This is a genomic window from Paenibacillus melissococcoides (assembly GCA_944800085.1).
Lineage (GTDB): Bacteria > Bacillota > Bacilli > Paenibacillales > Paenibacillaceae > Paenibacillus_B > Paenibacillus_B melissococcoides.
The window spans coordinates 897543-923850 of record CALYLO010000001.1; the positions used below are offsets into that span (position 1 = coordinate 897543).

Sequence of the window (26308 nt, forward strand, 5' to 3'; positions counted from 1 at the left end):
TACGATACGAAGGAAGGTGAGGATGTACGTAACTATGAATACGACAGTCAGCGAGCAACAATTACATCCGAATGTGGTACCTTATTGGCGAATATATCGCCTCTTATGTGCACTGAAGCGGACAGCGCTGGCAAGCATCCCGATTATTGTTTATTTGATGTGGCTTCCCCAATGGAAGTGGATTATATATGTTTCCGCTGCCTATCTCTTTATTCATTGGAGCAAGGACTTATTTTATATCATATATGGAGTTCGCTTCAGTTATGTCCGAAGAAGTTACGTCCTAACAACGGATGAGATCGTTATTCGGTGGGGGAGCATATGGGCCGTCAATTCATCAGTTATTCCGCTTAGCCGTGTTCAGCATGTAGATATCGAACAGGATGTCATCCAGAAAAAGTTGGGCATATCTGAAGTCGTCATCGTAACGGCAGGAGATGCGAATGGCATCGTCGGTTTATTGGAAGATGATGCGAATAGACTGCGGCGGCAGGTCATTGAACTGGCGAAGATAGGTGAGAGTGATGCGTACAATCCATAGACAGCATCCGATCAAGATTGTCGTACATTTGTACCGAACGATCCGCTATATGCTTATCCCCTATACGCTTTTGTTATTCAAGGAGATCAAGGCCGGCACAGGTCAACAGCCTTATTGGGTGTATGGGGGACCTGGACCGATCGAGTAGTAGGTTCGGCTACGACAGAATTGCACACTTCAGATTCGAATGAAGAGGCGGATGCCAGGTTCGTGTTGACGCAAGGCAACGCAGACATGCTCCTTGCCAGAATTAATCGGCCGATGTCGCGTGTCTCGAATCAAGCGAAGCCGAATTGGGTCCTTCAACCCAAGGATATTTTGATGAGGGCGATTAGTTCCAATTCGTTCTTGTTGGGGGTTCCCCTATGTCTCACTATCGTAACGTATGTATGGGATTGGGTTGAACCAAGCACGGAAGAAGAAGTAAGCGTGGTCCGTTTTTTTCAAGATGAAAGATGGAAAGAATTATTGACGACGGAGCTTATACCCGTTCTGCTTGCGCTTCTTGGAATTATTGCCTTGTGCGTATTCACGTCCTGGTTGTTGTCTTTGGTCATGATGCAAATTCGCTATCATAAATGGTCCGTTATCCGAGACAGTGCCTATATTCATATCCAGTACGGATGGTATGAGAGGAAATCAACCTCCATCCATACTTCGAAGATTCAATCGATCCGGGTGAAGGAACAGCTGATCAGTCGTTTTTTTGGTTATGTGTCTATCTGGATGGATTGCGTAGGATATGCAGGGGAGAAGAAGGTGAGGCTGCTGTTGCCCGCGATCCGCAGGTCAGACATGCATGCTGCATTGGAACTGTTATTGCCCGAATTTACACTCGTGAAGCCGAAGCGTCATTTACCTGCGGGCAAGGCGATGTATTTTGTGTGGCTGCCAGTCATTGCCGTAGGCCTTGTCATCTTATTTGTCGCTATTTTTTCTCCGTGGGCATGGTTGATGATCCCGCTCGCGGCAGCGATATATTGGCGGGGGATCCGAATATACACGGGAACGCTATGGGAAGTTCATGGCAATCAATGTGTGCTAGCGAAGCCAGGTCTTACGCGAACCACAGTCTATGTGCAGCGGCAAGCGATCCAATCAATAACCTATCGTCAAACCTGGATTCAATGCATATTCGGCATTTTCCAGATTGAACTTGTAATAGATTCGCCATCGAAAGCGAAGGAATACGTATTTACCGGCGCATCCCAAGAGAATGTACAGCAGCTATTAAAATGGTATAAAAATACAGACAATTCCAAGTGCCCATATACTGTGAACAAGGAAGAGGTTATTTAGTCCGATTTTTTTGCAGGAGTAGGCAGGTAGACCTATAGATGGTGTCGAATATCCAATATTTATAGGATATTATGAGAGCATCTGGAGGAGAGTTCAACGATGTCAGATAAAATGATACGGCTGCTGAAAATGGTCATAGCCATACAGGCGAACCCTGGGATATCGGCGCAGGAGTTGGCCGACAAATGCGAGGCTTCCGAGCGAACCATATATCGGGATTTGCGAACGCTAGACCTTGCAGTGCCCATAACGAATGATGGATATGGAACAGGATATCGCTTTATAGGCAACTTCGCGATGTATCCGCTTAATTTTACAGAAGAAGAGGAGATGGTCTTCTCCGTCCTCCCTTCCATGTTAGATAAGAGCAAGCTGTCGCCCCTATTCGATTCGGCTTACGACAAAGTTATGGCAACACATATCAAGGAGAAGCAAAAACGCAGGGAGGCAATAGAGAACTTCACGAATCTAATTCAGATGGGGACACCTGCATACAAGTCAGATAGTGATGGTCCAAATTACTTGCTTCCCGTTATGGAAGCGATTATAGGGCAGAAGACACTCCTTGCAGTATATCATACACAAAGCCGCAATACCGTGACAGAACGAGAAATCGATCCGTATTGTCTTGTGCCTCGCGAGCAGCGCTTCTACCTAATCGGGTACTGTCATCGGAAGCAGGATGTCTTGATGTTCCGCATGAGCCGGTTTCATCACGTCGAAATGACGACTAAAAGCTTCGACAAAGGCGACTTTGACATCCATCAATATATGAAGCATACCTGGTCGGTACATCGGGGCGAATCGCTTATTACGTTCAAGGTCAAATTTCAGCCGGATGTGGCCAGATACATTAAGGAAGAGGAAATGTTCGTGCGTCCCAAAATGACGGACTTGCCCGATGGAAGCTTATTGTTCGAGGCGACAGTCAACCATGAGCAAGGCTTCCTGAATTGGCTCGCTCAGTATGGCCCGTCTGCCGAAATTCTGGAACCGCTATCGGTAAGGAAACAGTTCATCGAGCGATTACGGCGTTGGCTGGAGGTGTATAACTAATGCATCAATCGAAATACCGCAGTTGTGTCACGATGGGCGCGGTACAGTACATACGAGCGGTATAGAAAGGGGTACTGAAATGCAATCAATTGCTCATATTCGCATGAGCGATGAGAAGGTGCAGACCGTAGAACAGCATTTGCTGGAAGTGAAGACGCTGGCGGAGAAGTATGGCGCGAAGCTGAATATTCCCCATGTGGCAGGACTGGCCGGCATGCTGCATGATATGGGAAAATATACGGAGAAGTTCAGGACATACATATTGGCGGCTGTGAGCGGAGCCGAGGATCAGCTGCGCCGGGGAGATGTTGATCATTCTACGGCCGGAGGACGGTTGCTTTATAATCGTTTTCATGCGGACGCAAAAGCGCCTTATAAAGCGATTTTGGCTGAGGTTGTAGGCAATGCGATTATTTCGCATCATTCCTATTTGCATGATTTTCTGGACCCGGATTTGGAATCTCCTTACTTGAGACGGGTTGCTTGCAAAAAGTTGGAGGAGTTTGATCAGAGCGTTGAAGCCTTTTTTACATACGTCATGAGCGAGCAGGAATTCCAACAATATGTGGAGCTGGCAGCTGCGGAAATAGAGCAGTATCTAGCCAGAGCACCTGCAAAAAGCATGGAACTGAAGCTGATGTTCCTCACCAAATTCGTGTTCAGCGCATTAATTGATGCCGATCGAACGAACACGAGATGGTTTGAAATGAGTGAGCCTGACGAGCCGGTACGGAACACAAAGAAATTGTTTGCAAGCTATTATGAAAAGTTGATGGAAAAAATTCATTCCTTTAAGAAAAAGAAGCACGCCCATACGCCGATTGTACTGTTGCGAAGCGAAATGTCCGAGCTATGCGAACGTTTTGCCGCGAAGCCGTCTTCTATTTATACGTTGTCGATTCCAACCGGGGGCGGGAAGACGCTGGCCAGCTTGAGATATGCCTTGAAACATGCGTTAACCTTTGACAAAAAACGGATTATTTATGTCGTCCCTATTTACGACGATTATTGAGCAGAATGCAGCTGAGGTTCGAAAAATATTGCAAGATGAAGCGAATATCCTGGAGCATCATTCTAACGTAGCAGAAGTGGAAGATGACGATGATGAGCGGGATGGGCTGGCGGTGACCCCGCGGCAAAAGGCTAACCTGGCTAAGGACAACTGGGATGCGCCGATTATATTTACGACCATGGTACAATTTCTGAACGTGTTCTTCGCCCATGGAAGCCGAAATATACGGAGACTCCATAACTTGTGTGAAGCCGTGATCATATTTGACGAAGTGCAGAAGGTGCCTACGCATTGCATTTCTCTATTTAACCAGGCACTGAACTTCTTGAAGGAGTACGGAGGCTCCAGTATCGTGCTGTGCACGGCGACGCAACCGGCGCTGCAGTTCGTGGAGCAGAAGCTGGAAATTGCAAAGGATGCTGAGATGATAAGTAATATCGATCAGGTGATAGATGCGTTCAAGCGTGTTGATTTGATTGATAAAGCTACCGAGAGAGCCTGGAGTACGGAAGAATTGGCATGCTTTGTCCAGGACACCATTCAGGAAGCAGGCAATATTCTGGTCATCTTGAATACGAAGTCGGCCGTTAAGTCGTTGTATGAGCGGTTGCAGGCGATGCGGGAACAACATAAGCTCGGCGAGGACGAGGCAATCTTTTTGTATCATTTGAGTACGTCGATGTGTGCCGCTCACCGGTTTGCCATTTTAGAAAAAGTAAGAGCGCATCTTGAAGCAGAGGAAAAAGTGATTTGCGTCAGCACGCAGTTGATTGAAGCGGGCGTAGATGTCAGCTTCGACTGCGTCATACGGTCTCTGGCCGGCTTGGACTCGATCGCGCAAGCGGCGGGACGATGCAACCGGCACGGGAAGGATGCGGTCCGGAACGTCTACATTATCGATCATGCCGAAGAGAATCTGAAGCATTTGAAGGAGATTCAAATCGGCAAGGAACTGACACGCGCTATGCTTGTCGACATGAAGCGGGATGCGGCAGCGCATGGGGGTCAGTTATTGTCGCAGCAGGCGATGGAGTATTATTTCCAACGATTTTATATGAGGCTGGAAGCGGATTTGAATTATTTTGTCTCCAAGCTTCGCAAAGATATGACGGTCTTGTTGTATGCCGGCCGGATGGAAGCGGACAGCTATTTCCAGGCTTATCACCAGGACAGGAAAAAGAAAGGGGAGAAAGACACATGGTTGCCGCTGTTCCTCGCCAACAGCTACGGCACGGCTGCGCAACACTTTCACGTCATAGACGATCATACACGGTCTGTCATTGTTCCATATGGAGAGGGAGGCAAAGAAGTGATTGCCGACCTGAACGGGGGCGGTACCATTGATGATTTGACGCGCCTGCTGAAACGGGCGCAGCAGTTCACAGTCAATGTGTATGAACACGATCTCCGTCAGTTGGATCACAGCGGCGGGCTGGAGAGTTGTCTGGACGGAAAGGTGCTCGTATTGAAAGAGGGAGCCTACAGCGAGCATTTTGGAGTTGAGCTGAATAGCGACAGCGCCATGGGATTTTTGGGTTGCTTCTAGAGGAGTGAAGCCTATCTTTTACAGATAGGCTCCTAATAAAATACTATATTTTTCAATCCGCGCTATTCTAGCGACAACATAAGTTATTATAGCACAATTAAGGTATATGATGATCCGGACAGGTTTTATGTTCAGGTCTGAAACAAAAAGTTCATATAATATTTTATTAGAAAATAATTGAATTTGTCCGTAAGAGAGTATAGTATAAAAGGTGTCAGAAAAATATGGAAAGGAGGCGGGGGCATTTGATACGAAACAGCATCGAGTTCGAGGTGTTCGGGAATTATGCGCTGTTTACAGACCCGTTAACGAAGTTGGGCGGGGAAAAGATGTCTTATCCTGTCCCAACCTATCAAGCATTGAAGGGGATCGTAGAGTCGATCTACTGGAAACCTACTATTCTCTTCATTGTGGATGCCGTTCGCGTCATGAACCCGATTCGAATGGAGTCCAAAGGGGTTCGCCCGCTTGACTACGGTGGCGGCAATACGCTTGCATACTATTCCTACTTGAAGGATGTTCGTTACCAATGCCGGGCTCATTTCGTGTTCAACCCGAACCGGCCGGATCTGGAGTATGATCGCAACGAACATAAACATCACAATATATTGAAGCGCTCATTGAGGGCGGGAGGACGCCGGGATATTTTCCTGGGAGCAAGAGAATGCCAAGGTTATGTTGAACCATGCGAGTTTGGCGCAGGAAAGGGCTTCTATGACGATTATGGCGATCTCCACTTTGGCACGATGGTACACGGCATCAATTATCCCGATGAGACAGGAAAACAGCAGATGGAGACACGGCTATGGAATCCGGTTATGAAAAATGGTGTCATTGAATTTATCACACCGGAACAATGTACGCTCGTTCGTCCCGTGGCGCAGATGGAACCAAAGCGGTTCGCGGCCGGGGAGATCGAGTCTGTTGAGGAACTGGAGGTCCGGCTGGAAGCGGAGGGAAGCCGATGAGCTGGTTGCAGCAATTATATGAGACATATGAGTCGAACCTGGATCGGGTCGGGGTTGTCGAAAAGAAACATAACGGGCAGGAATTTACGCTGCTTCCGATTTCTCATACGACACAGACGGCGCATATTGAAGTTCGCGTCACGGAAGACGGAGATTTCCATTCAGCCATCGTCGTTGACAAGAGCGATGCCAGTACATTGATTCCATGCACGGAGGATTCCTCCAGCCGCTCAGGAACCGCCGTATTTCCTTATCCGCTGCATGATAAGTTAAGCTATGTGGCTGGAGACTACATTGGCTATGGCGGACAAGCCAAGAAAGCGGATCAGTTCAAAGCCTATATCGAACAGTTAGAAGAATGGGCCTTATCCCCATTTCGCCATCCTCATGTTGTCAGTATTTTTAAGTACCTCAATAAAAAGCGGCTCGTTCGCGATCTGGTTGAAAAAGAGAACCTGTTGTTTCTTGATGGGAACGGTTGTCTGCTTGGCAAATGGGATAAAAAATACGGTGACGAGAAACCGCCGTTGTTTGGCGTGCTGAATGGCGAACAAGAAAGCGCATTCATTCGTTTTACGGTCTACTCCCCGGCGCGGCCTCTCAAGGAAGTGTGGAAAGATCCGGAGGTCTATGATTCGTTCATCCGCTACTATAACAGCAAGCTGGGGAACAGCAAGCTGTGTTATGTGACGGGGAAATTGCTGCCCGGTACGGACAAGCATGCGAATAAAATACGAAATCCGGCAGACAAAGCGAAGTTGATCTCGGCCAGCGATACAAGCGGCTTTACGTTCCGCGGCCGGTTCAGCAGCAGTCATGAAGCGGCGGGCATTAGCTATGAGGTATCGCAAAAAGCCCATAATGCCCTCAAATGGCTAATTAACCGGCAAGGAAAAATAATTGATCAGCGCGTATTTCTCGTATGGTCGAACGATGCGGTAGACGTGCCGGCTCCCGGAGAGGATACCTTCGCTTTATTTCCAGAACAGAGCGCCGCTCACAAAAGGGAATCTTTTACGAACGAAGGGTTGGCTCGGGACATTGGGAGTTATCTGGCTGGGTATGGAACAGGAAAAGAGCTGTCGGTTACAAATCCCGCTGTAAACCTGTTGATTCTTGATTCTGCCACGACTGGACGCATGGCGGTGCTCTATTATCGTAATTTGGATAAGAAGCATTACTTTAAAAAGCTGGTGGAATGGCATTCCAGTTGCGTATGGCTGCACCGTTACCGAAAAGATGAAAATGGCGACTATGTCCTATTCTTCGGTGCGCCGGCAACTAAAGATATTGCATATGCTGCTTATGGATCTACGGCAAGCGATAAAGTCGTAAAAGGGCTGATGGAACGCATGCTGCCATGTATGGTAGACGGCGTCAAAATTCCCGCGGATATTGTTAGCAGCGTCGTTCGCCGCACATCTAACCCGGTAGCGATGGAAAAGTGGGAGTGGGAGAAGACGCTGAGCATTGCTTGCGCGTTAGTCAATAAAGTTTATGAGAAGGAGGGATTCCAGGTGGCCCTGGACAAGGAGAATACGGACCGAAGCTATTTGTTTGGGAGATTGCTGGCGGTGGCTGACGTATTAGAACGGAGGATTCTGGACGAAGAGGCGAGACGTTCAGGCAAATCTGGAACGGGGCATGCAAGAGTCAGCAATGCCATTCGTTACATGAATTCCTTTGCGCAACACCCTGCGAGAACTTGGAAAACGATTCAAGGCAGTTTGCAACCCTATCAAATGCGGTTAGGTTCTAAGGGATATTATTTATCGAGTTTAATTGATGAGATAGCCTCGAAGTTCAATTTTGAGGATATGAACAACAAGCCATTATCTGATAAATACTTGCTTGGCTTTTATAGTCAAAGGCACGAGCTTTATCAAAAAAAGGATAAAAATCATGAGTCAACCGAACCTAATCAATCAAACGAAGGAGTGAACGAACAATGACAATTCTCGATCATAAAATTGATTTTGCTGTCGTATTTTCGGTAACGAAAGCCAATCCGAACGGCGATCCGTTAAACGGCAACCGGCCGCGTCAAAACTATGACGGCCATGGTGAAGTGTCAGATGTGGCGCTGAAGCGGAAAATTAGAAACCGGCTGCAGGATATCGGCGAGCCTATTTTTGTCCAATCTAATGATAGAAGTGATGATCAGTTCAAAAGCTTGCGTGAGCGCGCGGAAGCAAACGAGGCATTGGCGAAAATAGTAAATCAAAAAGACAGTTCCGGCGAAGAATTTGCGAAAATCGCTTGCGAGCAGTGGATCGATGTCCGGAGCTTCGGCCAAGTGTTTGCCTTCAAGGGTAGCGGAGGTAAAGGGGTATCTGTAGGCGTACGCGGCCCGGTGTCGATACATACGGCAACGAGCGTCGATCCGATTGATATTACGAGCATGCAGATTACGAAGAGCGTCAATTCGGAGCCGGGCGAGAAAAGAGGCTCGGATACGATGGGCATGAAGCATCGGGTAGACTTCGGCGTATATGTATTCTATGGCAGCATCAATACGCAGTTGGCGGAAAAGACGGGATTCACCATGGAAGATGCTGAGAAAATCAAACAAGCGCTTGTGACGCTGTTCGAAAATGACGCGTCTTCCGCCAGACCGGAGGGAAGCATGGAAGTGCACAAGGTGTATTGGTGGGAGCATGGTTCCAAACTGGGTCAATACTCATCCGCCAAGGTGCACCGCTCCTTGCACGTCAGCAAAAACAAGGAAGAACCAAAATCCTTCGAAGAAGACTATGACGTTACACTGAACGAACTGGAAGGTCTGAAGGTTGAGATTATTGATGGCCTATAATGATGAAGACAACTACTTATTGCTGTCTGGCATCCAGCATTTTCAATTCTGCAAGCGGCAATGGGCGTTGATTCACATCGAACAGCAATGGGAAGAGAATGTGAAAACGATCGAAGGGCAGCATCTCCATCGCAATGCGGATCAACCGTTCACGAGGGAAAAGCGCGGCGACAAGCTTGTCGTCCGCGCTATGTCTGTCAAGTCGCATGAATTGAAGTTGACAGGCATTTGTGATGTGGTAGAGTTCGTGCAAGATAGCCGCGGAGTGCGGATTAACGGGTCTGAGGGCAAATATATGGCTTATCCGGTGGAGTATAAGCGGGGTAAGCCGAAAACCGATGAATCGGATATGCTGCAACTAGCGGCGCAGGCGATCTGTCTGGAAGAAATGCTGTTATGCGATGTGCAGACCGGATATATTTTCTATCAGGAATTGAAGCGCCGTATCGAAGTGCCGCTTACAGATGAGGTGAAGCGAAGGGTCAGAGCGGTGGCGGCGGAGATGCAAGACTATTTTAAGCGCAGCTTTACGCCGAAAGTAAAAACCGGACCCTATTGCAAAAGCTGTTCGCTGCAATCGATCTGTCTGCCGGCACTGATGAACAAACGGACGGTCAAAAGTTATATTGAGGGGAAGATCCGGGATGAAGCGTCTTCTTAACACCTTATACGTAAACCAAGCAGACGTGTATATGGCATTAGACGGGGACAATATCGTGCTGTTGAAGGGAGAAGAGAAGCTGGGCCGTCTTCCGCTGCACAATCTGGAGTCCATTGTCGCTTTTGGGTATACAGGCGCCAGCCCTGCGTTAATGGGGTATTGCGCGGAACGGAATATTGCGATTACATTTATGACGGTGACCGGGCGATATCTCGCCAGGGTCATTGGGCAGAGCAGAGGCAATGTAGTGCTGCGAAAAAAGCAATATCTTGTCTCTGATAATGAGGGCTTGTCTGCGCAAATTGCACGTAACTTTATTGTCGGTAAAATTTATAACCACAAATGGATGATTGAGCGGATGACACGAGACTACCCGCTGCGGATCGATATCGATCAGTTCAAGGAGATTTCCGTGCAGTTATCGTCTCTCATGCTGGAAGTCCGGGCTTGTGAAGATTTGGAGCGTCTAAGAGGATTAGAAGGACAAGCTGCGGTCAGTTACAATAAGGCTTTTGGTCAAATGATTCTGCAACAGACAGACGATTTTTACTTTCATTTCCGTTCACGCAGGCCGCCGTTGGACAATGTAAATGCGATGTTGTCGCTTGCTTATACGCTGCTGGCGAATGATATGGCATCCGCATTGGAGGCAGTCGGGCTGGATGCGTATGTAGGATTTTTGCATCGCGATCGTCCGGGGCGGGCTTCACTTGCCCTGGACGTTATGGAAGAGCTGCGGGGGATCTATGCGGACAGATTTGTTCTCACCTTGATTAATAAAAAGATTGTGAACAAGGATGATTTTTACAAGAAGGAAAACGGCGCTGTCTTGATGACAGATGAGGCGAGAAAAAGATTTTTGCAGGCATGGCAAGATAAGAAACAAGAAAAGATTGTGCATCCCTATCTGGGAGAGAAAATCAGTTGGGGACTTGTCCCGCATGCCCAGGCCCTGTTGCTAGCTCGTCATTTGCGTGATGATCTAGATGAATACCCTCCATTTCTCTGGAAGTAGGTGGTATAATTGTTGGTACTAATCACTTATGATGTCAGCACAACCAGCATTGCCGGGCAGCGCAGGTTACGTAAAGTCGCAAAGTTATGCCAAAATTATGGTCAGAGAGTGCAAAACTCTGTTTTTGAATGCAATGTAGACGCAGCTCAGTTCGCCAGCTTGAAGATTCAACTTATCGATATGATTGATGAAAAGGAAGACAGCCTGCGATTTTATCAATTAGGAAACAACTACAAAAACAAGGTGGAGCATATTGGCGTGAAGGCATCGATCGATATGGAAGGGACGCTAATCTTCTAGTGCGAATGTGTAGTGCACATGAAATCCCCGGGGGATTCGCACCATGATTTTTCTATATTATGGATAAAAACCATTTTATCGTTCGTTACAGGAGTGAGAAATGACCTAGTTTAGAATGATTCTAGAGCTAATTTGATTAATTGAATCATAGTAAGAACGAAAAATGATTGTAACAATCATTTTTCGCTGTCGCATCCTACGCGGATGCGTGGATTGAAATTCTACCTGCATCAAGGCTATAGAGGCCATCCCGGCGTCGCATCCTACGCGGATGCGTGGATTGAAATAGCCACCGTTTCGGCTCGATTGATATTGGCGTGTAGTCGCATCCTACGCGGATGCGTGGATTGAAATCCCCTTAAAGTATTTACCCACATTGGGCCTAACGGTCGCATCCTACGCGGATGCGTGGATTGAAATCCCCTTAAAGTATTTACTCACATTGGGCCTAACGGTCGCATCCTACGCGGATGTGTGGATTGAAATCAAGAGCTGCCCAAAACGTCTACGATCATATGAGTCGCATCCTACGCGGATGCGTGGATTGAAATGTCTTCTCGCTGGCCCGATCGTCCAACTGGCCAAGTCGCATCCTACGCGGATACGTGGATTGAAATCTCATACAAAGTCGTTCATAGTTAGTTCCCCTTGAAAAAATCAGGGGTTGCAAACAAAATAAAATGGAATTCAAACACTCAAAGCGGAAATTGTTATTGTCAAGATAACAATTAAGAGGAAAGGGGAGGGGGATCTTCCGGTTCTGATTCCCCTCGATTCTATTGGTAAATTATCCATTTATCAGTAGAATTAATGGATCTTGGGACCTACGCTGAACTCGATAATATAGGATTTCCAAATTTAGGTTGACGTAGATGGATTGATGAATACAATATAATATGTGCACATATTTAAAAGCGAGGAGGTTATATGGTTGTTGAAAAAAAAGTTTAACGTCACAGGCCTACTTGCATTTCTTTCACTAGCATTAGTTTTTTTAACTTCAGTTTCTGCTAGCGCGAATACTCGTTTTGTATCCTCAGAGGTGCCGACATACTTTGCATGCGAAGACATCAAAGGTGAAGTTAGTTATGAAAAAGATGAAAATGGTAAAATTGTAAAAAAAGTTATTAAAGTTAGTGATGTCGAAGGATACGCAAAGCAATTTGGAATCACTCTCCCTTCTCCAGATGCAGAAATATATCATATCAGTCCTGTCACCGAGATGATGAATATAACTAATGAACCGACACCAACAAGCACCTATCAGCCTCTTTGGGTAGGAGAACTTTATATCAAGAACATTGAAGGACCTAGAGAAGCATGTGGCAGTCAAGTAATTAGACTTTCCTACTTTGATTATCCAGGCGGCACAATGAGTGTTACGGAAAGCGTGCAGGCCTCATATGGAGGAAGTGTCTCTGTAAGTGCTGAACTCGTTTCTGCTGCAGTCAATTTCAATGTTACAAATACTTTTACAGTTTCAGATACACAAAATATACAGGTACCGTATGGAAAAAGAGCCAAGGTTACAGCATATCCAACAAGTCAAGTCTACCAGTATGATGTATACAAAAAAGGCATACTCTCTGATTCTTATGAAGGGTACGGATATGCAGAAAAACCAGTAGGAGTTTGTTTTAACGTTATTATTTATTAATAATAATTCTATAAAATGGGCTGTTCTAATGGCGGGGTGGACTCCGTCAAGTAGACAGTAAAAAGCCTTAGTTTGAACTTCCACTGAACTAAGGCTTTTTACTTTTACATGTAGGCGTTCGTAATTGTAAAAATAATTGAAATCTTCAATACCTGATGCATGACATTCTCTGTGTCACAGCGTAGGCTTCTAATCGTCTCTTAAAGCCCCACGAAGGATAATGAGCGGTATCATAGAATCGTTAGTAAATAAATCTTTTGAGTTGATGACTGGAGGGTGAGGAACATGATACTAAAATTAATTCGCGAATAAAATAAATTGATTGAGAATAGAATTTGAAAATGGTAAAGTAAAGTTAAATTTGTTGGTTTTAGAATATACCAGTTAAGGAGAAAATATTTAAGGAGGGAGCAAGTTGGATAATAATAAAGATATCATCTTTAGATTACTTTCTATAGTATGCGTGGTAATGGGTGCTTATTTTTTATTAAATAGCACAAATTTAGGCGATAATCAAGCAAGCAATTATGTAATGATGATGGGGGGAAGTGTAAATACTGAAGCCTTGATGGTTCATTTTAAAGCGTATTCAGAAACCTATCGTATATTTGGTGGTATATTGTTAGCTGTAGGATTAATTCGTCTCTTGAAAAAATACTGAAGGTGCTTGAAGGAACGAAAGCTGACACTTATGGCTGTCGGAGGATTTGGCGAACAAGTTCGCAACGGACGGATCGCCCCCGAAGGAGGGAGCGCGGTATCCAGTTGATGAGAGTTATGGCTGTCCCTATTCCAAGCGAACACCGCGTGAGTGCTGACTCGAAATGAAGGATTTTATTCATCGGAACAAAAAATCCAATTTATTATATGGATTGAAATAGCGATCTATATTTTCCCCTCTATCCTCATGCTTACCGATTACATCCCAACTCCCTCCAGACCAAAATACAACGACAGCGTTCCAGATCCAGAGGTTTCGCATGAGTAAGCTTCTTCCGGCAAAGAGGCAATTCAAACTTGCGCGAGAATGCATCGCTCTGAGCGAGATTTCTCGGTCGAGACAACTCTGACTGAAGGAAATGTCATTTTACTTACTTAGGGCTTGCTGAACGAGTCTTTATCTGAAATTCAGAGCTAGGCGCCAGCGAGACAGCAACGCGAAAATAAGGCAAAAAGAACGCGGAGCCTGCGCTCCAGGTTCATCACCAGAAGTTGCAGCGTACTCACCGATTCGCTTGTCTTTGCGAGGCGTGCACGAATACATCCCAGCCCGTACTTGCGCTTGCCTTCTCCAAACTTGCCTTCTATGGCGTTTCGTTCGCCGGTATCCTGTCTGACGATCTGCTATTCTTCACTTGTCGGTCCGTTTTTAGACTTGCGTCCCAGTGCCGGTCCGCTAAGCCGAATGCCATGGTGCTTGCAGAAACCCCGGTTCTCGCGCGTGCGGTAGATTTGATCCGCTTGAACGACAGCCGGGTAGCACCCTACGCGCTCGCGGTACTTCTCGATCACATCAATCAGCACCGTGCTCTCATTGAAGTTGTCCCAAGACAGACGCTCCAGGCATGCATAGCCGCTTACCATGCTCACCGCGATCTTGGCTCCGAACTCGACGCGCGCTCTGGCTTTCCCCCGCACAATTGGCCGGACATGCGGCTGATGAATGCTGACGATCCGGTCTTCCGTCTGGTGAGAATGCTCGCCCCACCTATGAAGCTGCTGACGGTACAGTTCCTGAATCACCAGCAGGTCGAGATAGGCTTTGCGGCTAAGCAGCGTCAGCTGTTGCGCCTTTGCTTGCCCGGCGATGATCGAGAGGTCCCGTCCCATGTAACCAAGATGCCGGATGATCGCTGTACGGATCACTTTGGGTCCCGGCCTGCGTTGCTTGGACACCGCAAGAAACTGCTTGCGCGCTTTTTTTCGGTAGGTACGCGGATTCGCCACTTTGCCGATCACCGGCTCATGCAGCGCATCGATGATCGCTCTCGAGCTTCTCGCGCGCTTCATTCAACAAATTCAGATCGGTCGGATACGCCACATCCGCTGGCGCGAAGGTGGCTTCCACCAGCATCGTCCCTTGATTGGGCAGCGTAGGTGTTTCCGATTCTGCGGTCGATACCGGGTGCCCTTCAGAAGCAGACGCGGTCGCTTCAAGAGGCTTTGGCATCGCAACCGTCTGCTCTACGGGAGATGTTGCTGCCGACGACTCGAATGATGATTCCGCGAACAGCGTTTGCTGCTCGGCTTCAGCAACAGGAGGGCGCTTCGGGACCGCTTCCCTTTGCCACCGCCGTTGCTTGCGTCGTTGTTATCGTCGTTGTCTTTCGTTTCCTTCGCTCCTGCGCTGGCGACGATCTCGTTCAGTTCAGCCAGCACATCCGTCAGACATTTCCGAAAATGCGTCATCATCGAGTGATGAAACGGTGGCTTCATCATGAATCCGGGCAGACTGATGAAGTATTGGATGTATGGATTTTCGCTGATCGATTCTAACGTTTCTCTGTCGGTCAACTGCATTCTCTCTTGAATGATGAGCGCGCCCAGTCCCATCCGCATGGCCGCGGAAGGTGTCTTTGAAAAAACGAACTGTATTTTTTCTCGGCCTCTGCCCACGGCACAAGCCGGGCCAACTGAACCCAACGATTTTCTTCGTCCAGCTTTCCATCGAAGGGCAGAAAGAAATCGCCAGGCAGGATCAATTGATTTTCAAGATGCCCGGTTGGTTTGAACACTTTCATCACTCCATCTGCAAGGATTTTGGTCCGTTCTCCATGCGTTCCTTTGCACATGATTTCGACATAAAGAGTCTAAAGTCCTTGGTATTATTCGGTTTTCTGCCTTTTTTCACTAGTAAGCCCTAATTAAGTATAGCTACCAACATACGTGCCCTGGATTTTCACATAAAAAAGATTGTGCATCTCTATCTGGGAGAGAAAATCAGTTTGGAGCTTGTCCCACATGCCCAGACCCTGCTGCTAGCTCGTCATTTGCGTGATGATCTCAGTGAATACCCTCCATTTCTGTGGAGGTAGGTGGTATAATTGTTGGTATGTATCACTTATGATGTCAGCAGGACCACCATTGCCGGGCAGCGCAGGTTACGTAAAGTCGCAAAGTTATTCCAAAATTATGGACAGAGAGTGCGAAACTCTGTTTTTACTGCAATGTAGACGCAGCACAATTTGCCAGCTTGAAGATCCAACTTATCGATATGGAAGGGACCCTAATCTTCTAGTGCGAATGTGTAGTGCACATGAAATCCCCGGGGGATTCGCACCATGATTTTTCTATATTCTGGATATAAACCATTTTATGGTTCGTTGCAGGAGTGAGAAATGACCTAGTGTAGATTGATTCTAGAGCTAATTTGATTAATTGAATCATAGTAAGAACGAAAAATGATTGTAACAATCATTTTTCGCTGTCGCATCCTACGCGGATGCGTGGATTGAAATAAACTGGATGAAAAGGAAACGTGGCGCCGCGTAGAGTCGCATCCTACGCGGATGCGTGGATTGAAATCTTCCCATCGCGGCTCTTTTTGTTACCTGCATTACGTCGCATCCTACGCGGATGCGTGGATTGAAATAGCACGGATACGTACGATGCAACAGGCGGCGAGGTCGCATCCTACGCGGATGCGTGGATTGAAATCTTTGTTGGAAATTGAAATTGTGGCGGTTTTCCGTGTCGCATCCTACGCGGATGCGTGGATTGAAATTCGTAGGTACGATGGTATCCGCGACCGGTCTGCTGTCGCATCCTACGCGGATGCGTGGATTGAAATCGAGGTTATCAGGGCTAAGGTATGGGACTGGTATGTCGCATCCTACGCGGATGCGTGGATTGAAATTCGCGAAAGTAAATCGGATTCGAGTCCATGTCGAGTCGCATCCTACGCGGATGCGTGGATTGAAATCCAAGTAATCATATATTCATTCTCCTGCTCGTCAAGTCGCATCCTACGCGGATGCGTGGATTGAAATCGATTGGAACGGATCCTGTCTTGGCAGCCGGCGGGGTCGCATCCTACGCGGATGCGTGGATTGAAATCGGTCACGGCTCCCTTCGTAACCGTTCCAATACCGTCGCATCCTACGCGGATGCGTGGATTGAAATTCCCTGCATGAAGCCATAAGAAGAACGTCCTCAAGTCGCATCCTACGCGGATGCGTGGATTGAAATAGCATCTGCATGACTCATGCCAAGTACCTCAGTTGTCGCATCCTACGCGGATGCGTGGATTGAAATGTTTTGACTGAATTGACGGCAAAAATGATGAAAAGTCGCATCCTACGCGGATGCGTGGATTGAAATCGTCTGTCATGCAAGTTGCTAATGTCATCGTAAACGTCGCATCCTACGCGGATGCATGGATTGAAATAGCAACCGCCCGAACATGGGCATATGCAGTGTTGCCTTCACACCCTCCATGAATTCGTGGATTGCAATATCACGTCGGCACGCACAACATGCGCATGACGTTTGTCGATTCTAATGCGGATCCAAGAAGAAAAACGTCCACGCTTGCAGAAAAATTGACTCCCAACGACAGCGGGCCGCAGGCCCATCATTGCCACATCAGAAACAGCCCCTCCTTCCTTCATAACTACGCACCTGCCGCAGACTTTCCCTCTATCCTCATGCTTACCGATTACATCCCAACTCCCTCCAGCCAAAAATACAACGACAGCTTTCCCCGTACATGCACTTCTGGGCCATCGCCTACATACAATGTATCACTGCGCCGGGATTCGGCTTGCTGCGAAGAGATACCGCTAGGCGCAAGTCGCAGAATAGAACGTTGTCAGACTCCTGGAGGTGGCTAGCATGACGGGTTTATTTGCTGCAATCGCCGTGTTCATCAAGCAATTGACGCTGCTTGTATCCTACGTCAAGAACAATGCGTTTCCGCAGCCGTTGGCGGAAGAGGATGAGATGAAGCATTTGCAGCGGATGGCGGAAGGCAATGCACAGTCGCGGAATACGCTCATTGAGCACAATCTCCGCCTGGTTGCGCACATTGTGAAGAAATTCGACAACACCGGAGAAGACTTGGAGGACTTGATTTCCATCGGCACGATCGGACTCATCAAAGCGATTGAGAGCTTCCAGCCGAACAAGGGAACGAAGCTGGCGACCTTCGCCGCCCGCTGCATCGAGAACGAGATCTTGATGCATCTGCGCTCCTTGAAAAAGACGCGCAAAGATGTCTCGCTTCATGATCCAATCGGAACGGACAAGGAAGGCAACGAGATGACATCAGGTGTTTATCCGTAAAGGCATAGCTAACCCAGTCGCGGGGATATATCGAGAGTGAACTCGTCATTTCTTTGGGTCCGTTCCTTGTTATATGTTGCGTACGCAATCACAGACTTTAGCAATGCGTTTTTTTCTGCGGCATTTGCCTTGGGGTATAACTGTATCACACGCTTTATCTTAGGAATGAAGTTCTTGTGAGCTTCGTTTTTTTTTGTTATACGTTCTAATTCTAATTGTGATTCTTCGATACAAACCTTTATTTCTTCAATCCTTTTTGAAACCTCCCTTGACCTCATTAAAAAAGTATCGTCATCGTACGTCCCCCGCTCAAGCAGATCAAACAACCTATTTTTTTGTGACTCGAGTTCGCGCAGTTCGTTCAATTGATTGTTTAAGGTGCTTTGAGTAAAACGTATGGCGTCATCTTCAATGTTGGTATCTGTACTGTATTGCTGCCACTCCGCCTCATACTCATCCAGCCAACTAGTCAAAGAGACGACAAGCGCACGCTCGACATATTCAAAACGACTGCTCTTATTAACACAACCTTTTTTATAACACTTTAAGTGAGCTGGCTGACTGGTATATGGTCGGTAGACCATCGATGAACCGCATTTTGCACATCTAATCAATCCAGCAAGTGGATTTGTTATTCCATTCACCAACTGATATGGGACATGATATTTGCTTTTTAGTATTTCTTGAGCAAGTAAATATGTCTCTTTACTAATTAGTGGCGTGTGTCTCCCCTCAACGTTGATCCATTCTTCCCTCGGACGAGAACTTGTTTTACGACGTTTTCCTGCTACTTTAGATTTTTCATGCTTTTTTTTGCCCCATTGTATTCTTCCTGTGTAGACCTCATTTTTAAGTATTGTTAATACTGACGAACTATCCCAAGGCTTGGTGCCTGTATATGTTGGAATGCCGCGATTATTTAATTCGTTAGCAATTTTATTGGAACCAAGTCGTTGTTCAGGGTCTTTGTGCGTATACCAATAAAAGATTTGTCGGACAACATCAGCTTGCTCGGGGTGCGGTATTAATGTTCGACCCAGCTTATCCTTATGAATCAAGTATCCATATGGTGGTCGGGTACCTAAATAGTTTCGGTCTTGCTGGACGGATCGAATTCTCCCTCCTTGAAGTCGTTTGGTCGTTTGTTTAAGTTCAATTCGAGCTAAGAAGGTGCGCATCTCAACGTTGAATTCACCATTCTCATCGTTCATATCAAACGTCCCGGACGGAGTTACGATTAGGGTCGAAGTTTCCTTGAAAGTACGCTCTATTATTCCCTGATCTATTTTATCGCCACGACCGAGACGATCGATATCCATTACGAGAACGCCAGCAGGTGGATTTTCTTCCATGTATTTTAAAATTTTAACCATTTCCGGTCTGTGCAATATACTTTCCCCTGATTCTACTTCGGGATAAATACGAGTAATTGTTAAATTATTTTCTTTGGCGAAACGCAATAGGGCTTTTCGATGTTTAGCAAGTGTTTCTCCTTCGCCTCGTGCTTCTGCTTCGATATCTGCTCTTGATTTTCGAAGATACATCCAATATTCACCGTCAGGAAATATAAACATATAGCATATCCTCCTAGAAGTTTACAATAAGTTTTTTTACTTTCCCAACAATTTTGATATCGCTGTATTTTTTTACCCTTGGGGGGAATGTAGGGTTTTCCGATTGTATAATAACTGTTTCCCCATCTTTATAGAGACGAGTTAAAATAATTTCGTCATCAATAAGGATTGCGACAATGTCGCCTTCGTTGATTCCTTCTTTTATAATTTGTATTAGGACTAAATCGCCTTCATGTATCCGGGCGTTACTCATCGCTTTATTTTGAACGCGGAAATAAAAGCATTCCTCCCCCTGTAGCCATTCCTCGGGCGTAGGTTCATACCCATTTATTTTTTCGAGAGTAAATACACCGTTCTCCCAAGACATTTTTTCTACAACGGGAAGATTTATTTGACGGCCATAAGAAACAATCTTTTCCGTACTATTCTCTTCGAATAACGTGCTTTTAGGTACATTAAAATACATCGCAATTTTTTCTATGCTTCCTGCATTAGGTAATTTCTTTGCTGATTCCCATTGTGATATAGTCGTTTTCCCTAACCCTAACTCTTCACCAAGTTGGAGTTGAGTCAAGCCCCTGCTGTTTCTTAACCTTAAAATATTCTTAGCAAAAATATTTTTAACATCGTTTTCCACGGTAGAACCTCCTCGTATAGTATTTCCTAAAGGCAGTTTTGAGTCTTTTTCCAGTCCTTTATAGGAACATAGAATGCCTTCAAAATTTCCAGCTTGCACATTGAAAATTAATATGGGGACTGGACTTTCCGGAATGTCTCTGGACAATGGAACTTAGGGTTCCATTCGGGGAAATTCGTCTCCCTCCTGTAGTCCAATCTACTTTTTAAGTCTGTTTCTCCGGTACTCGCTTGCACTTCTTACCCGCTGGCTGTTCCCTTCGGCAACTCATGCCCGACTGTAGCAGCGTCGGGGCAGCTCGTGAACCGAAGCGTGTTCTCATATGCGAGGGTGATTGATCGGCGAGTGCGCCGGAGACAGTCCGGAGAGTCCGTTCCCTGAATCCCTTATAGAAAGGAGGAATTCTCTTGAAGCTTTTTGTCGGTATTGACGTCAGTTCCGAAGAACTGGAAGCCTGTTTGATGAAATCGGATGGCGACACCCTGGAGACCTTCAAGACCACCAACAATCTGCACGGCGCCTCTTACTTGCGGGATCGCATCATTTCTGCTGCGGTCAAGACAGCCTGCTCTGAGGTTCATATCGGGCTTGAAGCCACATCCGTCTACAGCTGGCATCCAGCCATGTACTTGCATGAGGATGAGGCCCTTCAACAATTGAATGCCAAGGTGTTCACCATTAATCCGAAGCTGATTAACAAATTCAAAGACGCTTATGCCGACCTGGACAAAACCGATCGCATCGATGCCTGGATCATTGCAGACCGCCTGCGTTTTGGCAGACTCACGACGACTATCGTGATGCAGGAACAGTACATCGCCTTGCAGCGGCTCACTCGCATGCGATTCCATCTCGTACACAACCTTACCCGCGAGAAGCAATACTTTTTGCAAAATCTGTTCTACAAGTGCAATGCTTTTCGCGCGGAGGTGGACAGTTCCGTGTTCGGCCATGCCATCATGGAAATGCTCTCGGAAAAGTATAGTCTGGATGAGATGGCGAATATGGATGTCGCCCGTTTGGCTGACTATCTCAAGGACAAGGGGAGAAATCGTTTCCCCGATCCCGAACACGTCGCCCGCTGTATTCAAAAGGCGGCTCGGGCCTCGTACCGTCTCTCGAAGGTTGTCGAGGATTCCATTGATTTGGTGCTGGGCACCTCAATTCAGTCGATCCGGAGCATCCAGAGTCAGCTTAAAGAGCTCGACAAGGCGATTGAGCGCATTTTAGACGGCATTTCCAGCAGCCAGTGCCTCCGTTCCATTCCGGGCATTGATCGGGTCTATGCCGCAGGCATCCTGGCCGAGATCGGCGACATCGACCGCTTCACGGATCAAGCCGCCTTGGCCAAGTATGCGGGTCTGACGTGGCGCAAGCACCAATCCGGCTCCTTCGAGGCGGAAGATACAAAGCGCATTCGTTCCGGCAACCGATTCCTTCGCTACTACCTTGTTGAAGCTGCCAACTCGGTAAAAAACCGCGACCCGGAATTCGGGGAGTACTACCGGAAGAAATTCAATGAAGTCCCTAAGCATCAACACAAACGTGCCCTCGTCTTAACGGCAAGAAAACTTGTGCGTCTGGTCGATGTGCTGCTACGCAACGACCAACTCTATACGCCCAGAAGGAAGGTGAAGCCGACAGAGCAATAATGCCTTGGCTCATGAATTTTCTTCTCTAATTCCCAGTTAAATTATGGTATTTTACTTAATTTTCGACTGGGTCTAGTTTGGTGATGCCTTTTTTGGGATTGATCCTGCTGCACGCCAAGGAAATTTTCCAATTCTCATCAATCAGGGACTTGACATCATACCGCTGGACTTAGAATCACTTCATATATAGTATACCTAAAAGAGAACTTTAACAATACCTAACGGAAAAAAGTTTCCCAAAAGAAACACAAAATCATTGACAGTACACTAAAAGAGACTTAGAATAATGGTCAAGGAAGGAGGTGGGAGAATGAACGACATACCAGTGCAATTCAAAGAAACACTCCGTTCCTTACGGATAAAGTTAGGTTTTAACCAGAAAGAAGCTGCTACGATGATCGGCGTCACAACAAAGACTCTTCGTTCATGGGAAAAGGATTCTCAACACTTGCCTTATTCTGCGATAAAGAAAATTGAGAAAGCATACGGAGTTAGTCAAGACTATATTTTTTTTGGCAGCGAGGTCGCTTTTAGTGAACTTTTCAGAAAAAGACTTGTCTCTTAGTTCATTTGTGAATTGAGGTGAAAAAACAATGCCAGTCCCAAGTGTTCCAGCGCATACATTGCTTTTAAGGAGGGGGCGGCATATGGATGTCCACAAAATCCAACATGAAGGCAACATAGTGCAGACTAACAGAGTGGGTGGGGCGATCGTCAATATACGTGATGACTGCTTCGCCCAAAATGAACAAGAGAAAGAACACGTCCTGGCAGAATACCATGCCGTCGGGTGGGCGATCGCCAGGAGAATATTTGCTGAAGGAGGTACTATTTAGCGACTCAGCAGAGTCGCCTTATAGGACAAGCCCCTGAAAGGAGAATGACATGAACCAATTAGATGAACAACGTATTAGGGAGATCGTGCGGGAGGAATTGAAGAAAGAAGCCCCTGCTGGAACAGAGGCTGAAGAGTACACACAATGCTTTCCCGGTGGAACAAAAGCGAAGATTAATCTATCTATCGAATTCGCCGACTTAGCACCGGGAGATTACCAAGAAATCCTAAGTTTTATTTCCATGAGTGCTCGTCAGTTTTACTTGTCAGTTGGTAGCAAAATCAATAATAAGACTTCAGAGGCTGAAGAGTTTATCACTGTCGAGGGTAAACACAAGATTGATGCGAGCTTGCTAGAAAACGCTGAACCCGTTGATTTGAGAAAAACGCAGGGGCGCCTGAACCGATCGCAATGGAAGGAGATATGAAGATGGAAACTAAAAAAATTTTTACTGAAGGTGTAAAAAAGCAAGTTGTGAGTGCTGTTTTGAAACTTGCGGAAGAACATCAATTAACGATTTCCATGATGGAAGAACTCAATGAATGCGTGAAGAAGCACATGTTGGATAATGCGACTTTAGAGAAAGAGTCTAGCCCGAAGGGCGTTGCCCAAAAGAACCAGACTCTAACAAATTAGTAGAATCGGTATTTGTACTGTCCGCTTCCGCGAACAATAAGATACCATCTTCCAGCATCATTTACTGAAATGGTTACCGGTGTTCGAGTATAGTGCCCGCCATAGTATTTGAAGCTTTGACCGGATGTGTATTTTTGGTAGTTAGTGCGATCTACAAGAAATACATCTGCGGCGTGTTGTAATTCAACTTCAACAGTTAATGGCCCATTGGTATCAGCATATGGGATTCGTGCCATATAATCACCTCCTTTCTTCATAGAATGACAAGCTGGACACTTTCCATTCTAGCAGAAAGGGAAATTATTGAAAGGAGAATGACATGAACCAAGTTGAATTGCTGACCGGCCGCCTTGTCGTAGAGGATGGAAAAGTATCACTGCAACATGACGACGGCAGCATAACGGAATTAAGCAAAGATGATCGCATCGAGGTCCTGAATGCCGGTAAGTTCGAGCATGCCCCATTCAAGCGGATTTTAGATAAGACAGATATATACGGATGGTCCATATACGCCGGGCTGCATGCTTCAGTAGAGAGGCGAAGTAGGAGCGAACCTCCAACTCTCAGGCAAATTGCTCACAAGCATATTCAGCTTGGCGGAAAAGGGCAGGACGCCGGAAGAGCTTGCGACAATTGGTATGGATTTTGCGAACTTTGCCGCAAATATTTATGGAGGATGGGAAGATACATCCGGACTAGAAAAAGCAGCTCCTGAAGAAGAGCTGCACAAGATGAATAACTTTTTAGCTGCCCGCCAGCTCTATTACATGGTAGAAGATGGGCGGACGTGGGATGAACTAATTGAAATTGGTAGGCTGATTACAGAGTATGCGGAGAGCGAAACTCCTTCTTCAATCGAACCAATTAAGAAAGGGGAATGAACTAATGAAGCAACAGGGAAGCGAAGGGATACATTTGGAACCGGGTGCAATTGTTGTTATTGGTGAGAAGGAAAAGGCCGCCCAAGATGAGCGACCAGTGTTGCTAGGTAGTACTTACACTATTTGTCTTCAATAGCTGAAAGAAGCTTTGTTAATTTCTCAACGTTATCAGCCATTTCCTGAAGATCTGGCATTTTGATAGTGCCTTTGAAATTCGGGTTCGAAAATATCGTCGAAGACGATCTCATGAACTCGGAATAAAGTTCAACAGCTAGTTCTTTGTTTGTTTTAGACATAGTTTCACCTCCCTTCAATGGTGTCTGGACAACTCTATTGTAATAGGGAAGGTTGAGAGATTACAGCCAAAATAAGGAAATCTGGAAAGGGGAAATGAAGCCAGATGAGCACTAAAGAAGTCATCGACCACTGCCCGGTATGCGGGCGGGAAATCTATATCGGCCAGGTAGCTTGGAAAGTAGGATCTGACCTGTGTTGCTCGGTGGAGCACATGCTAAAGCAGGCCAAGGTAGTTATCGTGATTGCTGGCAAGGAGATTGATGTTGGGGGAGGCGAGCCTGATGCCGATTCCTGACGAGCTCCTGGACCATCTGGCCGAGCGCTACAAGCTGGAATACATCGACCCAAGCAAATGCCCGTTCCAGACCTGGGCGGCCATGCAAGCCGAGCAACTGGGCTATCAAATATGAGGGAGGAAACAAACGTGGAAAATAAATACGAGTTCACAGGCGAGACGTCAAACCGTATCGCCGCAAACCGTATCGCCGCGGGTGCCACGCTTCACCGTATTCGGGCCGTGCGGGACTTTGGGGACGTAAAGGCTGGGGACCTGGGCGGATGGGTTGAATCCGAGGACAATCTCAGCCATGAAGGGAAATGCTGGGTTTACGATGATTCGGCGGTATTCGGGCGTGGTCGAGTCTGGCACGATGCGAAGGTCATGAACAATTCGAGTGTATACGATAACGGCCAGGTTACCGATGACGCCATCATTGATAATTCCGATGTCTTCGGCAGTGCAAAAGTGGCATATCACGCCCGTATAGAGGATCAAAGTCGGGCATACCAACATGCTCGTATAGTGGGATCACATGTTTGCAGATCGGAGATCGGGGACTTCGCTTACATCTGGAACAGTATGGTAAAAGAAGCTGAAATCAGGGTGCCGTGTTACATCTCTTGCGGATACATAGAATCTAGTCGGGACTTGGTTACAGTCGGCCCAATTGGCTCCGAAGATGGGATTTTGACAGCATATCGAGGTCATGACGGAATTATGGTTACTCGCGGCTGTTTCTCTGGGACAATAAAAAATTTCTTAAGGGCCGTGGAGCGAACACATGGAAACAACGAATATGGCCGTTCCTATGCCGCCCTGATTGAGTTTCTGAAGCTACACTTCGGCGAGGAGGTGAAGCGATGACGAAGGAACAGCGCATCAATATATGCGACAACTTGCACGAGCTGCTGAAGACAACCGAATGCGGTCGCACCCAGATGATGTATTTCCGGCAATACTGCCAGGCAATATGTCGCCTGAAATGAAAAACAGCTCCTTGCGGGGTAGGAGCCGCGCGGAGCTAATCAATCCATATTCAAAGCCAGTTTAGCACTGGCGGAAGGAGAAATCAATGAAAGCAACTGGTATTGTACGTAATCTTGATAGCCTTGGCCGTGTCGTCATTCCGATGGAGCTGCGCCGAACAATGGGCATCGGTGAACAGGAGCCAATGGAAATCTATACGGATGGTGATCGGATTGTGCTTAAACGGTACTTTTCTGGCTGCAGCCTTTGCGGCTCGACGGAAAAGAGCCTAAAAAGGTACACGCGCGACAGAAGCATATGCGTCGGGTGTATCAAACTCATTGCCGATCGCCAGCAGCAACTGCTTGAGCAGCCGGACGCTAGAGAGAGGGAATGAGC

The 26308-nt window shown here is 46.7% G+C and carries 26 protein-coding genes, 5 pseudogenes and 2 CRISPR repeat arrays; of the genes and pseudogenes, 26 read left to right on the plus strand and 5 right to left on the minus strand.

The annotated features are described in order from the left end of the window. The first annotated feature begins 34 nt into the window (after nt 1-34). The 12 genes and pseudogenes from OCY70_RS04050 to OCY70_RS04105 all read left to right on the plus strand — a co-directional run bounded on the left by OCY70_RS04050 (nt 35) and on the right by OCY70_RS04105 (nt 13528). A complete protein-coding gene (locus OCY70_RS04050) occupies nt 35-541 on the plus strand; it encodes a PH domain-containing protein (protein WP_213428914.1) in 507 nt (168 codons plus the stop codon). 210 nt (nt 542-751) lie between these two features. Next, nucleotides 752-1840 (plus strand): PH domain-containing protein, encoded by a 1089-nt coding sequence (locus tag OCY70_RS04055; RefSeq protein ID WP_213428916.1) that lies wholly within the window; start codon nt 752-754, stop codon nt 1838-1840. A gap of 99 nt (nt 1841-1939) precedes the next feature. Beyond that, the gene (locus OCY70_RS04060) at nt 1940-2896 is read left to right on the plus strand and encodes a helix-turn-helix transcriptional regulator (protein WP_213428917.1); all 957 of its coding nucleotides are present in this window, start codon (nt 1940-1942) and stop codon (nt 2894-2896) included. 79 nt (nt 2897-2975) lie between these two features. Further along, nucleotides 2976-5454, plus strand: a pseudogene (cas3, locus tag OCY70_RS04065) (CRISPR-associated helicase Cas3'). Between the two features lie 248 nt (nt 5455-5702). Next, nucleotides 5703-6422 (plus strand): type I-C CRISPR-associated protein Cas5c, encoded by a 720-nt coding sequence (gene cas5c / locus OCY70_RS04070; protein ID WP_213428928.1) that lies wholly within the window; start codon nt 5703-5705, stop codon nt 6420-6422. Further along, a complete protein-coding gene (cas8c, locus tag OCY70_RS04075) occupies nt 6419-8374 on the plus strand; it encodes a type I-C CRISPR-associated protein Cas8c/Csd1 (protein ID WP_213428918.1) in 1956 nt (651 codons plus the stop codon). The genes cas5c and cas8c overlap by 4 nt, the downstream gene beginning before the upstream one ends. Then, a complete protein-coding gene (gene cas7c, locus OCY70_RS04080; RefSeq protein WP_213428919.1) occupies nt 8371-9234 on the plus strand; it encodes a type I-C CRISPR-associated protein Cas7/Csd2 in 864 nt (287 codons plus the stop codon). Before cas8c ends, cas7c begins: the two co-directional genes overlap by 4 nt. After that, complete coding sequence (cas4, locus tag OCY70_RS04085; protein ID WP_213428929.1) at nt 9224-9895, plus strand: CRISPR-associated protein Cas4; 672 nt, start codon at nt 9224-9226, stop codon at nt 9893-9895. Before cas7c ends, cas4 begins: the two co-directional genes overlap by 11 nt. Next, entirely contained in the window at nt 9879-10910 is a 1032-nt protein-coding gene (cas1c, locus tag OCY70_RS04090) for a type I-C CRISPR-associated endonuclease Cas1c (protein ID WP_213428920.1), read from the plus strand. Before cas4 ends, cas1c begins: the two co-directional genes overlap by 17 nt. Before the next feature lie 9 nt (nt 10911-10919). After that, nucleotides 10920-11210, plus strand: a complete 291-nt coding sequence (gene cas2, locus OCY70_RS04095) for a CRISPR-associated endonuclease Cas2 (protein WP_213428921.1) — start codon at nt 10920-10922, stop codon at nt 11208-11210. A 188-nt stretch (nt 11211-11398) separates the two neighbouring features. Next, nucleotides 11399-11827: a CRISPR direct-repeat array (repeat unit 32 nt; unit sequence GTCGCATCCTACGCGGATGCGTGGATTGAAAT). A 314-nt stretch (nt 11828-12141) separates the two neighbouring features. Continuing rightward, entirely contained in the window at nt 12142-12867 is a 726-nt protein-coding gene (locus OCY70_RS04100; RefSeq protein WP_213428922.1) for a restriction endonuclease, read from the plus strand. Between the two features lie 415 nt (nt 12868-13282). Further along, nucleotides 13283-13528: a hypothetical protein gene (locus OCY70_RS04105; protein WP_213428923.1), complete on the plus strand. Its 246-nt coding sequence runs from the start codon at nt 13283-13285 to the stop codon at nt 13526-13528. Between the two features lie 456 nt (nt 13529-13984). Here the strand turns inward: OCY70_RS04105 and OCY70_RS04110 are convergent. Then, nucleotides 13985-15602: pseudogene (locus tag OCY70_RS04110) on the minus strand (transposase). Nucleotides 15603-15770: 168 nt separating this feature from the next. Between OCY70_RS04110 and OCY70_RS04115 the strand changes: the two are divergent. From OCY70_RS04115 to OCY70_RS04125, 3 pseudogenes are all read left to right on the plus strand, one after another. Beyond that, a pseudogene (locus tag OCY70_RS04115) lies at nt 15771-15902 on the plus strand (subtype I-C CRISPR-associated endonuclease Cas1); the annotation flags it as partial. 9 nt (nt 15903-15911) lie between these two features. Next, nucleotides 15912-16084: pseudogene (gene cas2, locus OCY70_RS04120) on the plus strand (CRISPR-associated endonuclease Cas2); the annotation flags it as partial. 209 nt (nt 16085-16293) lie between these two features. Further along, nucleotides 16294-17254: a CRISPR direct-repeat array (repeat unit 32 nt; unit sequence GTCGCATCCTACGCGGATGCGTGGATTGAAAT). A gap of 446 nt (nt 17255-17700) precedes the next feature. Next, nucleotides 17701-18132 (plus strand): annotated as a pseudogene (locus tag OCY70_RS04125) (sigma-70 family RNA polymerase sigma factor); the annotation flags it as partial. Between the two features lie 26 nt (nt 18133-18158). Here OCY70_RS04125 and OCY70_RS04130 read toward each other — a convergent pair. Continuing rightward, on the minus strand, nt 18159-19724 hold the full coding sequence (locus OCY70_RS04130; protein ID WP_249725237.1) for a recombinase family protein: 1566 nt from the start codon (nt 19722-19724) through the stop codon (nt 18159-18161). A gap of 13 nt (nt 19725-19737) precedes the next feature. Then, complete coding sequence (locus tag OCY70_RS04135) at nt 19738-20361, minus strand: LexA family protein (protein ID WP_261944593.1); 624 nt, start codon at nt 20359-20361, stop codon at nt 19738-19740. 407 nt (nt 20362-20768) lie between these two features. Between OCY70_RS04135 and OCY70_RS04140 the strand changes: the two genes are divergently transcribed. From OCY70_RS04140 to OCY70_RS04160, 5 genes are all read left to right on the plus strand, one after another. Beyond that, complete coding sequence (locus OCY70_RS04140) at nt 20769-22013, plus strand: IS110 family transposase (RefSeq protein ID WP_261944499.1); 1245 nt, start codon at nt 20769-20771, stop codon at nt 22011-22013. 310 nt (nt 22014-22323) lie between these two features. Further along, nucleotides 22324-22578 carry a helix-turn-helix domain-containing protein gene (locus tag OCY70_RS04145; RefSeq protein WP_213431535.1) on the plus strand — a complete coding sequence of 85 codons (255 nt, stop codon included), beginning with the start codon at nt 22324-22326 and terminating at the stop codon, nt 22576-22578. A gap of 82 nt (nt 22579-22660) precedes the next feature. Continuing rightward, the gene (locus tag OCY70_RS04150) at nt 22661-22849 is read left to right on the plus strand and encodes a hypothetical protein (protein ID WP_213431534.1); all 189 of its coding nucleotides are present in this window, start codon (nt 22661-22663) and stop codon (nt 22847-22849) included. A gap of 49 nt (nt 22850-22898) precedes the next feature. Further along, complete coding sequence (locus OCY70_RS04155; RefSeq protein WP_261944594.1) at nt 22899-23276, plus strand: hypothetical protein; 378 nt, start codon at nt 22899-22901, stop codon at nt 23274-23276. Between the two features lie 2 nt (nt 23277-23278). Continuing rightward, nucleotides 23279-23485, plus strand: a complete 207-nt coding sequence (locus OCY70_RS04160; protein ID WP_213431553.1) for a hypothetical protein — start codon at nt 23279-23281, stop codon at nt 23483-23485. Here the strand turns inward: OCY70_RS04160 and OCY70_RS04165 are convergent. Then, the gene (locus tag OCY70_RS04165; RefSeq protein WP_213431555.1) at nt 23482-23721 is read right to left on the minus strand and encodes a DUF1883 domain-containing protein; all 240 of its coding nucleotides are present in this window, start codon (nt 23719-23721) and stop codon (nt 23482-23484) included. The genes OCY70_RS04160 and OCY70_RS04165 overlap by 4 nt on opposite strands. Nucleotides 23722-24078: 357 nt before the next feature. On the opposite strand from OCY70_RS04165, the gene OCY70_RS04170 reads away from it, so the two are divergent. Then, nucleotides 24079-24366, plus strand: coding sequence for a hypothetical protein (locus OCY70_RS04170; protein ID WP_213431585.1), 288 nt, complete (start codon nt 24079-24081; stop codon nt 24364-24366). A 119-nt stretch (nt 24367-24485) separates the two neighbouring features. Here OCY70_RS04170 and OCY70_RS04175 read toward each other — a convergent pair whose 3' ends face one another. Further along, nucleotides 24486-24662, minus strand: a complete 177-nt coding sequence (locus tag OCY70_RS04175; RefSeq protein ID WP_213431425.1) for a hypothetical protein — start codon at nt 24660-24662, stop codon at nt 24486-24488. 104 nt (nt 24663-24766) lie between these two features. Here OCY70_RS04175 and OCY70_RS04180 point away from each other — a divergent pair, with 104 nt between their 5' ends. From OCY70_RS04180 to OCY70_RS04200, 5 genes are all read left to right on the plus strand, one after another. After that, on the plus strand, nt 24767-24958 hold the full coding sequence (locus tag OCY70_RS04180) for a hypothetical protein (protein ID WP_213431587.1): 192 nt from the start codon (nt 24767-24769) through the stop codon (nt 24956-24958). Then, complete coding sequence (locus tag OCY70_RS04185; protein WP_261944595.1) at nt 24945-25073, plus strand: hypothetical protein; 129 nt, start codon at nt 24945-24947, stop codon at nt 25071-25073. Before OCY70_RS04180 ends, OCY70_RS04185 begins: the two co-directional genes overlap by 14 nt. A 14-nt stretch (nt 25074-25087) precedes the next feature. Then, the gene (locus OCY70_RS04190; protein WP_261944596.1) at nt 25088-25807 is read left to right on the plus strand and encodes a hypothetical protein; all 720 of its coding nucleotides are present in this window, start codon (nt 25088-25090) and stop codon (nt 25805-25807) included. After that, the gene (locus OCY70_RS04195) at nt 25804-25929 is read left to right on the plus strand and encodes a hypothetical protein (protein ID WP_261944597.1); all 126 of its coding nucleotides are present in this window, start codon (nt 25804-25806) and stop codon (nt 25927-25929) included. Before OCY70_RS04190 ends, OCY70_RS04195 begins: the two co-directional genes overlap by 4 nt. Nucleotides 25930-26015: 86 nt before the next feature. Further along, entirely contained in the window at nt 26016-26306 is a 291-nt protein-coding gene (locus OCY70_RS04200; protein ID WP_261944598.1) for an AbrB/MazE/SpoVT family DNA-binding domain-containing protein, read from the plus strand. Nucleotides 26307-26308: the final 2 nt, after the last annotated feature.

Coding starts and splice junctions, on each gene's coding strand:
- OCY70_RS04050 (WP_213428914.1), top strand. CDS start 35: ATGAATACGACAGTCAGCGAGCAACAATTACATCCGAATGTGGTACCT.
- OCY70_RS04060 (WP_213428917.1), top strand. CDS start 1,940: ATGTCAGATAAAATGATACGGCTGCTGAAAATGGTCATAGCCATACAG.
- cas8c (WP_213428918.1), top strand. CDS start 6,419: ATGAGCTGGTTGCAGCAATTATATGAGACATATGAGTCGAACCTGGAT.
- cas7c (WP_213428919.1), top strand. CDS start 8,371: ATGACAATTCTCGATCATAAAATTGATTTTGCTGTCGTATTTTCGGTA.
- cas4 (WP_213428929.1), top strand. CDS start 9,224: ATGGCCTATAATGATGAAGACAACTACTTATTGCTGTCTGGCATCCAG.
- cas1c (WP_213428920.1), top strand. CDS start 9,879: ATGAAGCGTCTTCTTAACACCTTATACGTAAACCAAGCAGACGTGTAT.
- OCY70_RS04130 (WP_249725237.1), bottom strand. CDS start 19,724: ATGTTTATATTTCCTGACGGTGAATATTGGATGTATCTTCGAAAATCA.
- OCY70_RS04145 (WP_213431535.1), top strand. CDS start 22,324: ATGAACGACATACCAGTGCAATTCAAAGAAACACTCCGTTCCTTACGG.
- OCY70_RS04150 (WP_213431534.1), top strand. CDS start 22,661: ATGGATGTCCACAAAATCCAACATGAAGGCAACATAGTGCAGACTAAC.
- OCY70_RS04155 (WP_261944594.1), top strand. CDS start 22,899: ATGAACCAATTAGATGAACAACGTATTAGGGAGATCGTGCGGGAGGAA.
- OCY70_RS04160 (WP_213431553.1), top strand. CDS start 23,279: ATGGAAACTAAAAAAATTTTTACTGAAGGTGTAAAAAAGCAAGTTGTG.
- OCY70_RS04165 (WP_213431555.1), bottom strand. CDS start 23,721: ATGGCACGAATCCCATATGCTGATACCAATGGGCCATTAACTGTTGAA.
- OCY70_RS04175 (WP_213431425.1), bottom strand. CDS start 24,662: ATGTCTAAAACAAACAAAGAACTAGCTGTTGAACTTTATTCCGAGTTC.
- OCY70_RS04180 (WP_213431587.1), top strand. CDS start 24,767: ATGAGCACTAAAGAAGTCATCGACCACTGCCCGGTATGCGGGCGGGAA.
- OCY70_RS04185 (WP_261944595.1), top strand. CDS start 24,945: ATGCCGATTCCTGACGAGCTCCTGGACCATCTGGCCGAGCGCTACAAG.
- OCY70_RS04195 (WP_261944597.1), top strand. CDS start 25,804: ATGACGAAGGAACAGCGCATCAATATATGCGACAACTTGCACGAGCTG.
- OCY70_RS04200 (WP_261944598.1), top strand. CDS start 26,016: ATGAAAGCAACTGGTATTGTACGTAATCTTGATAGCCTTGGCCGTGTC.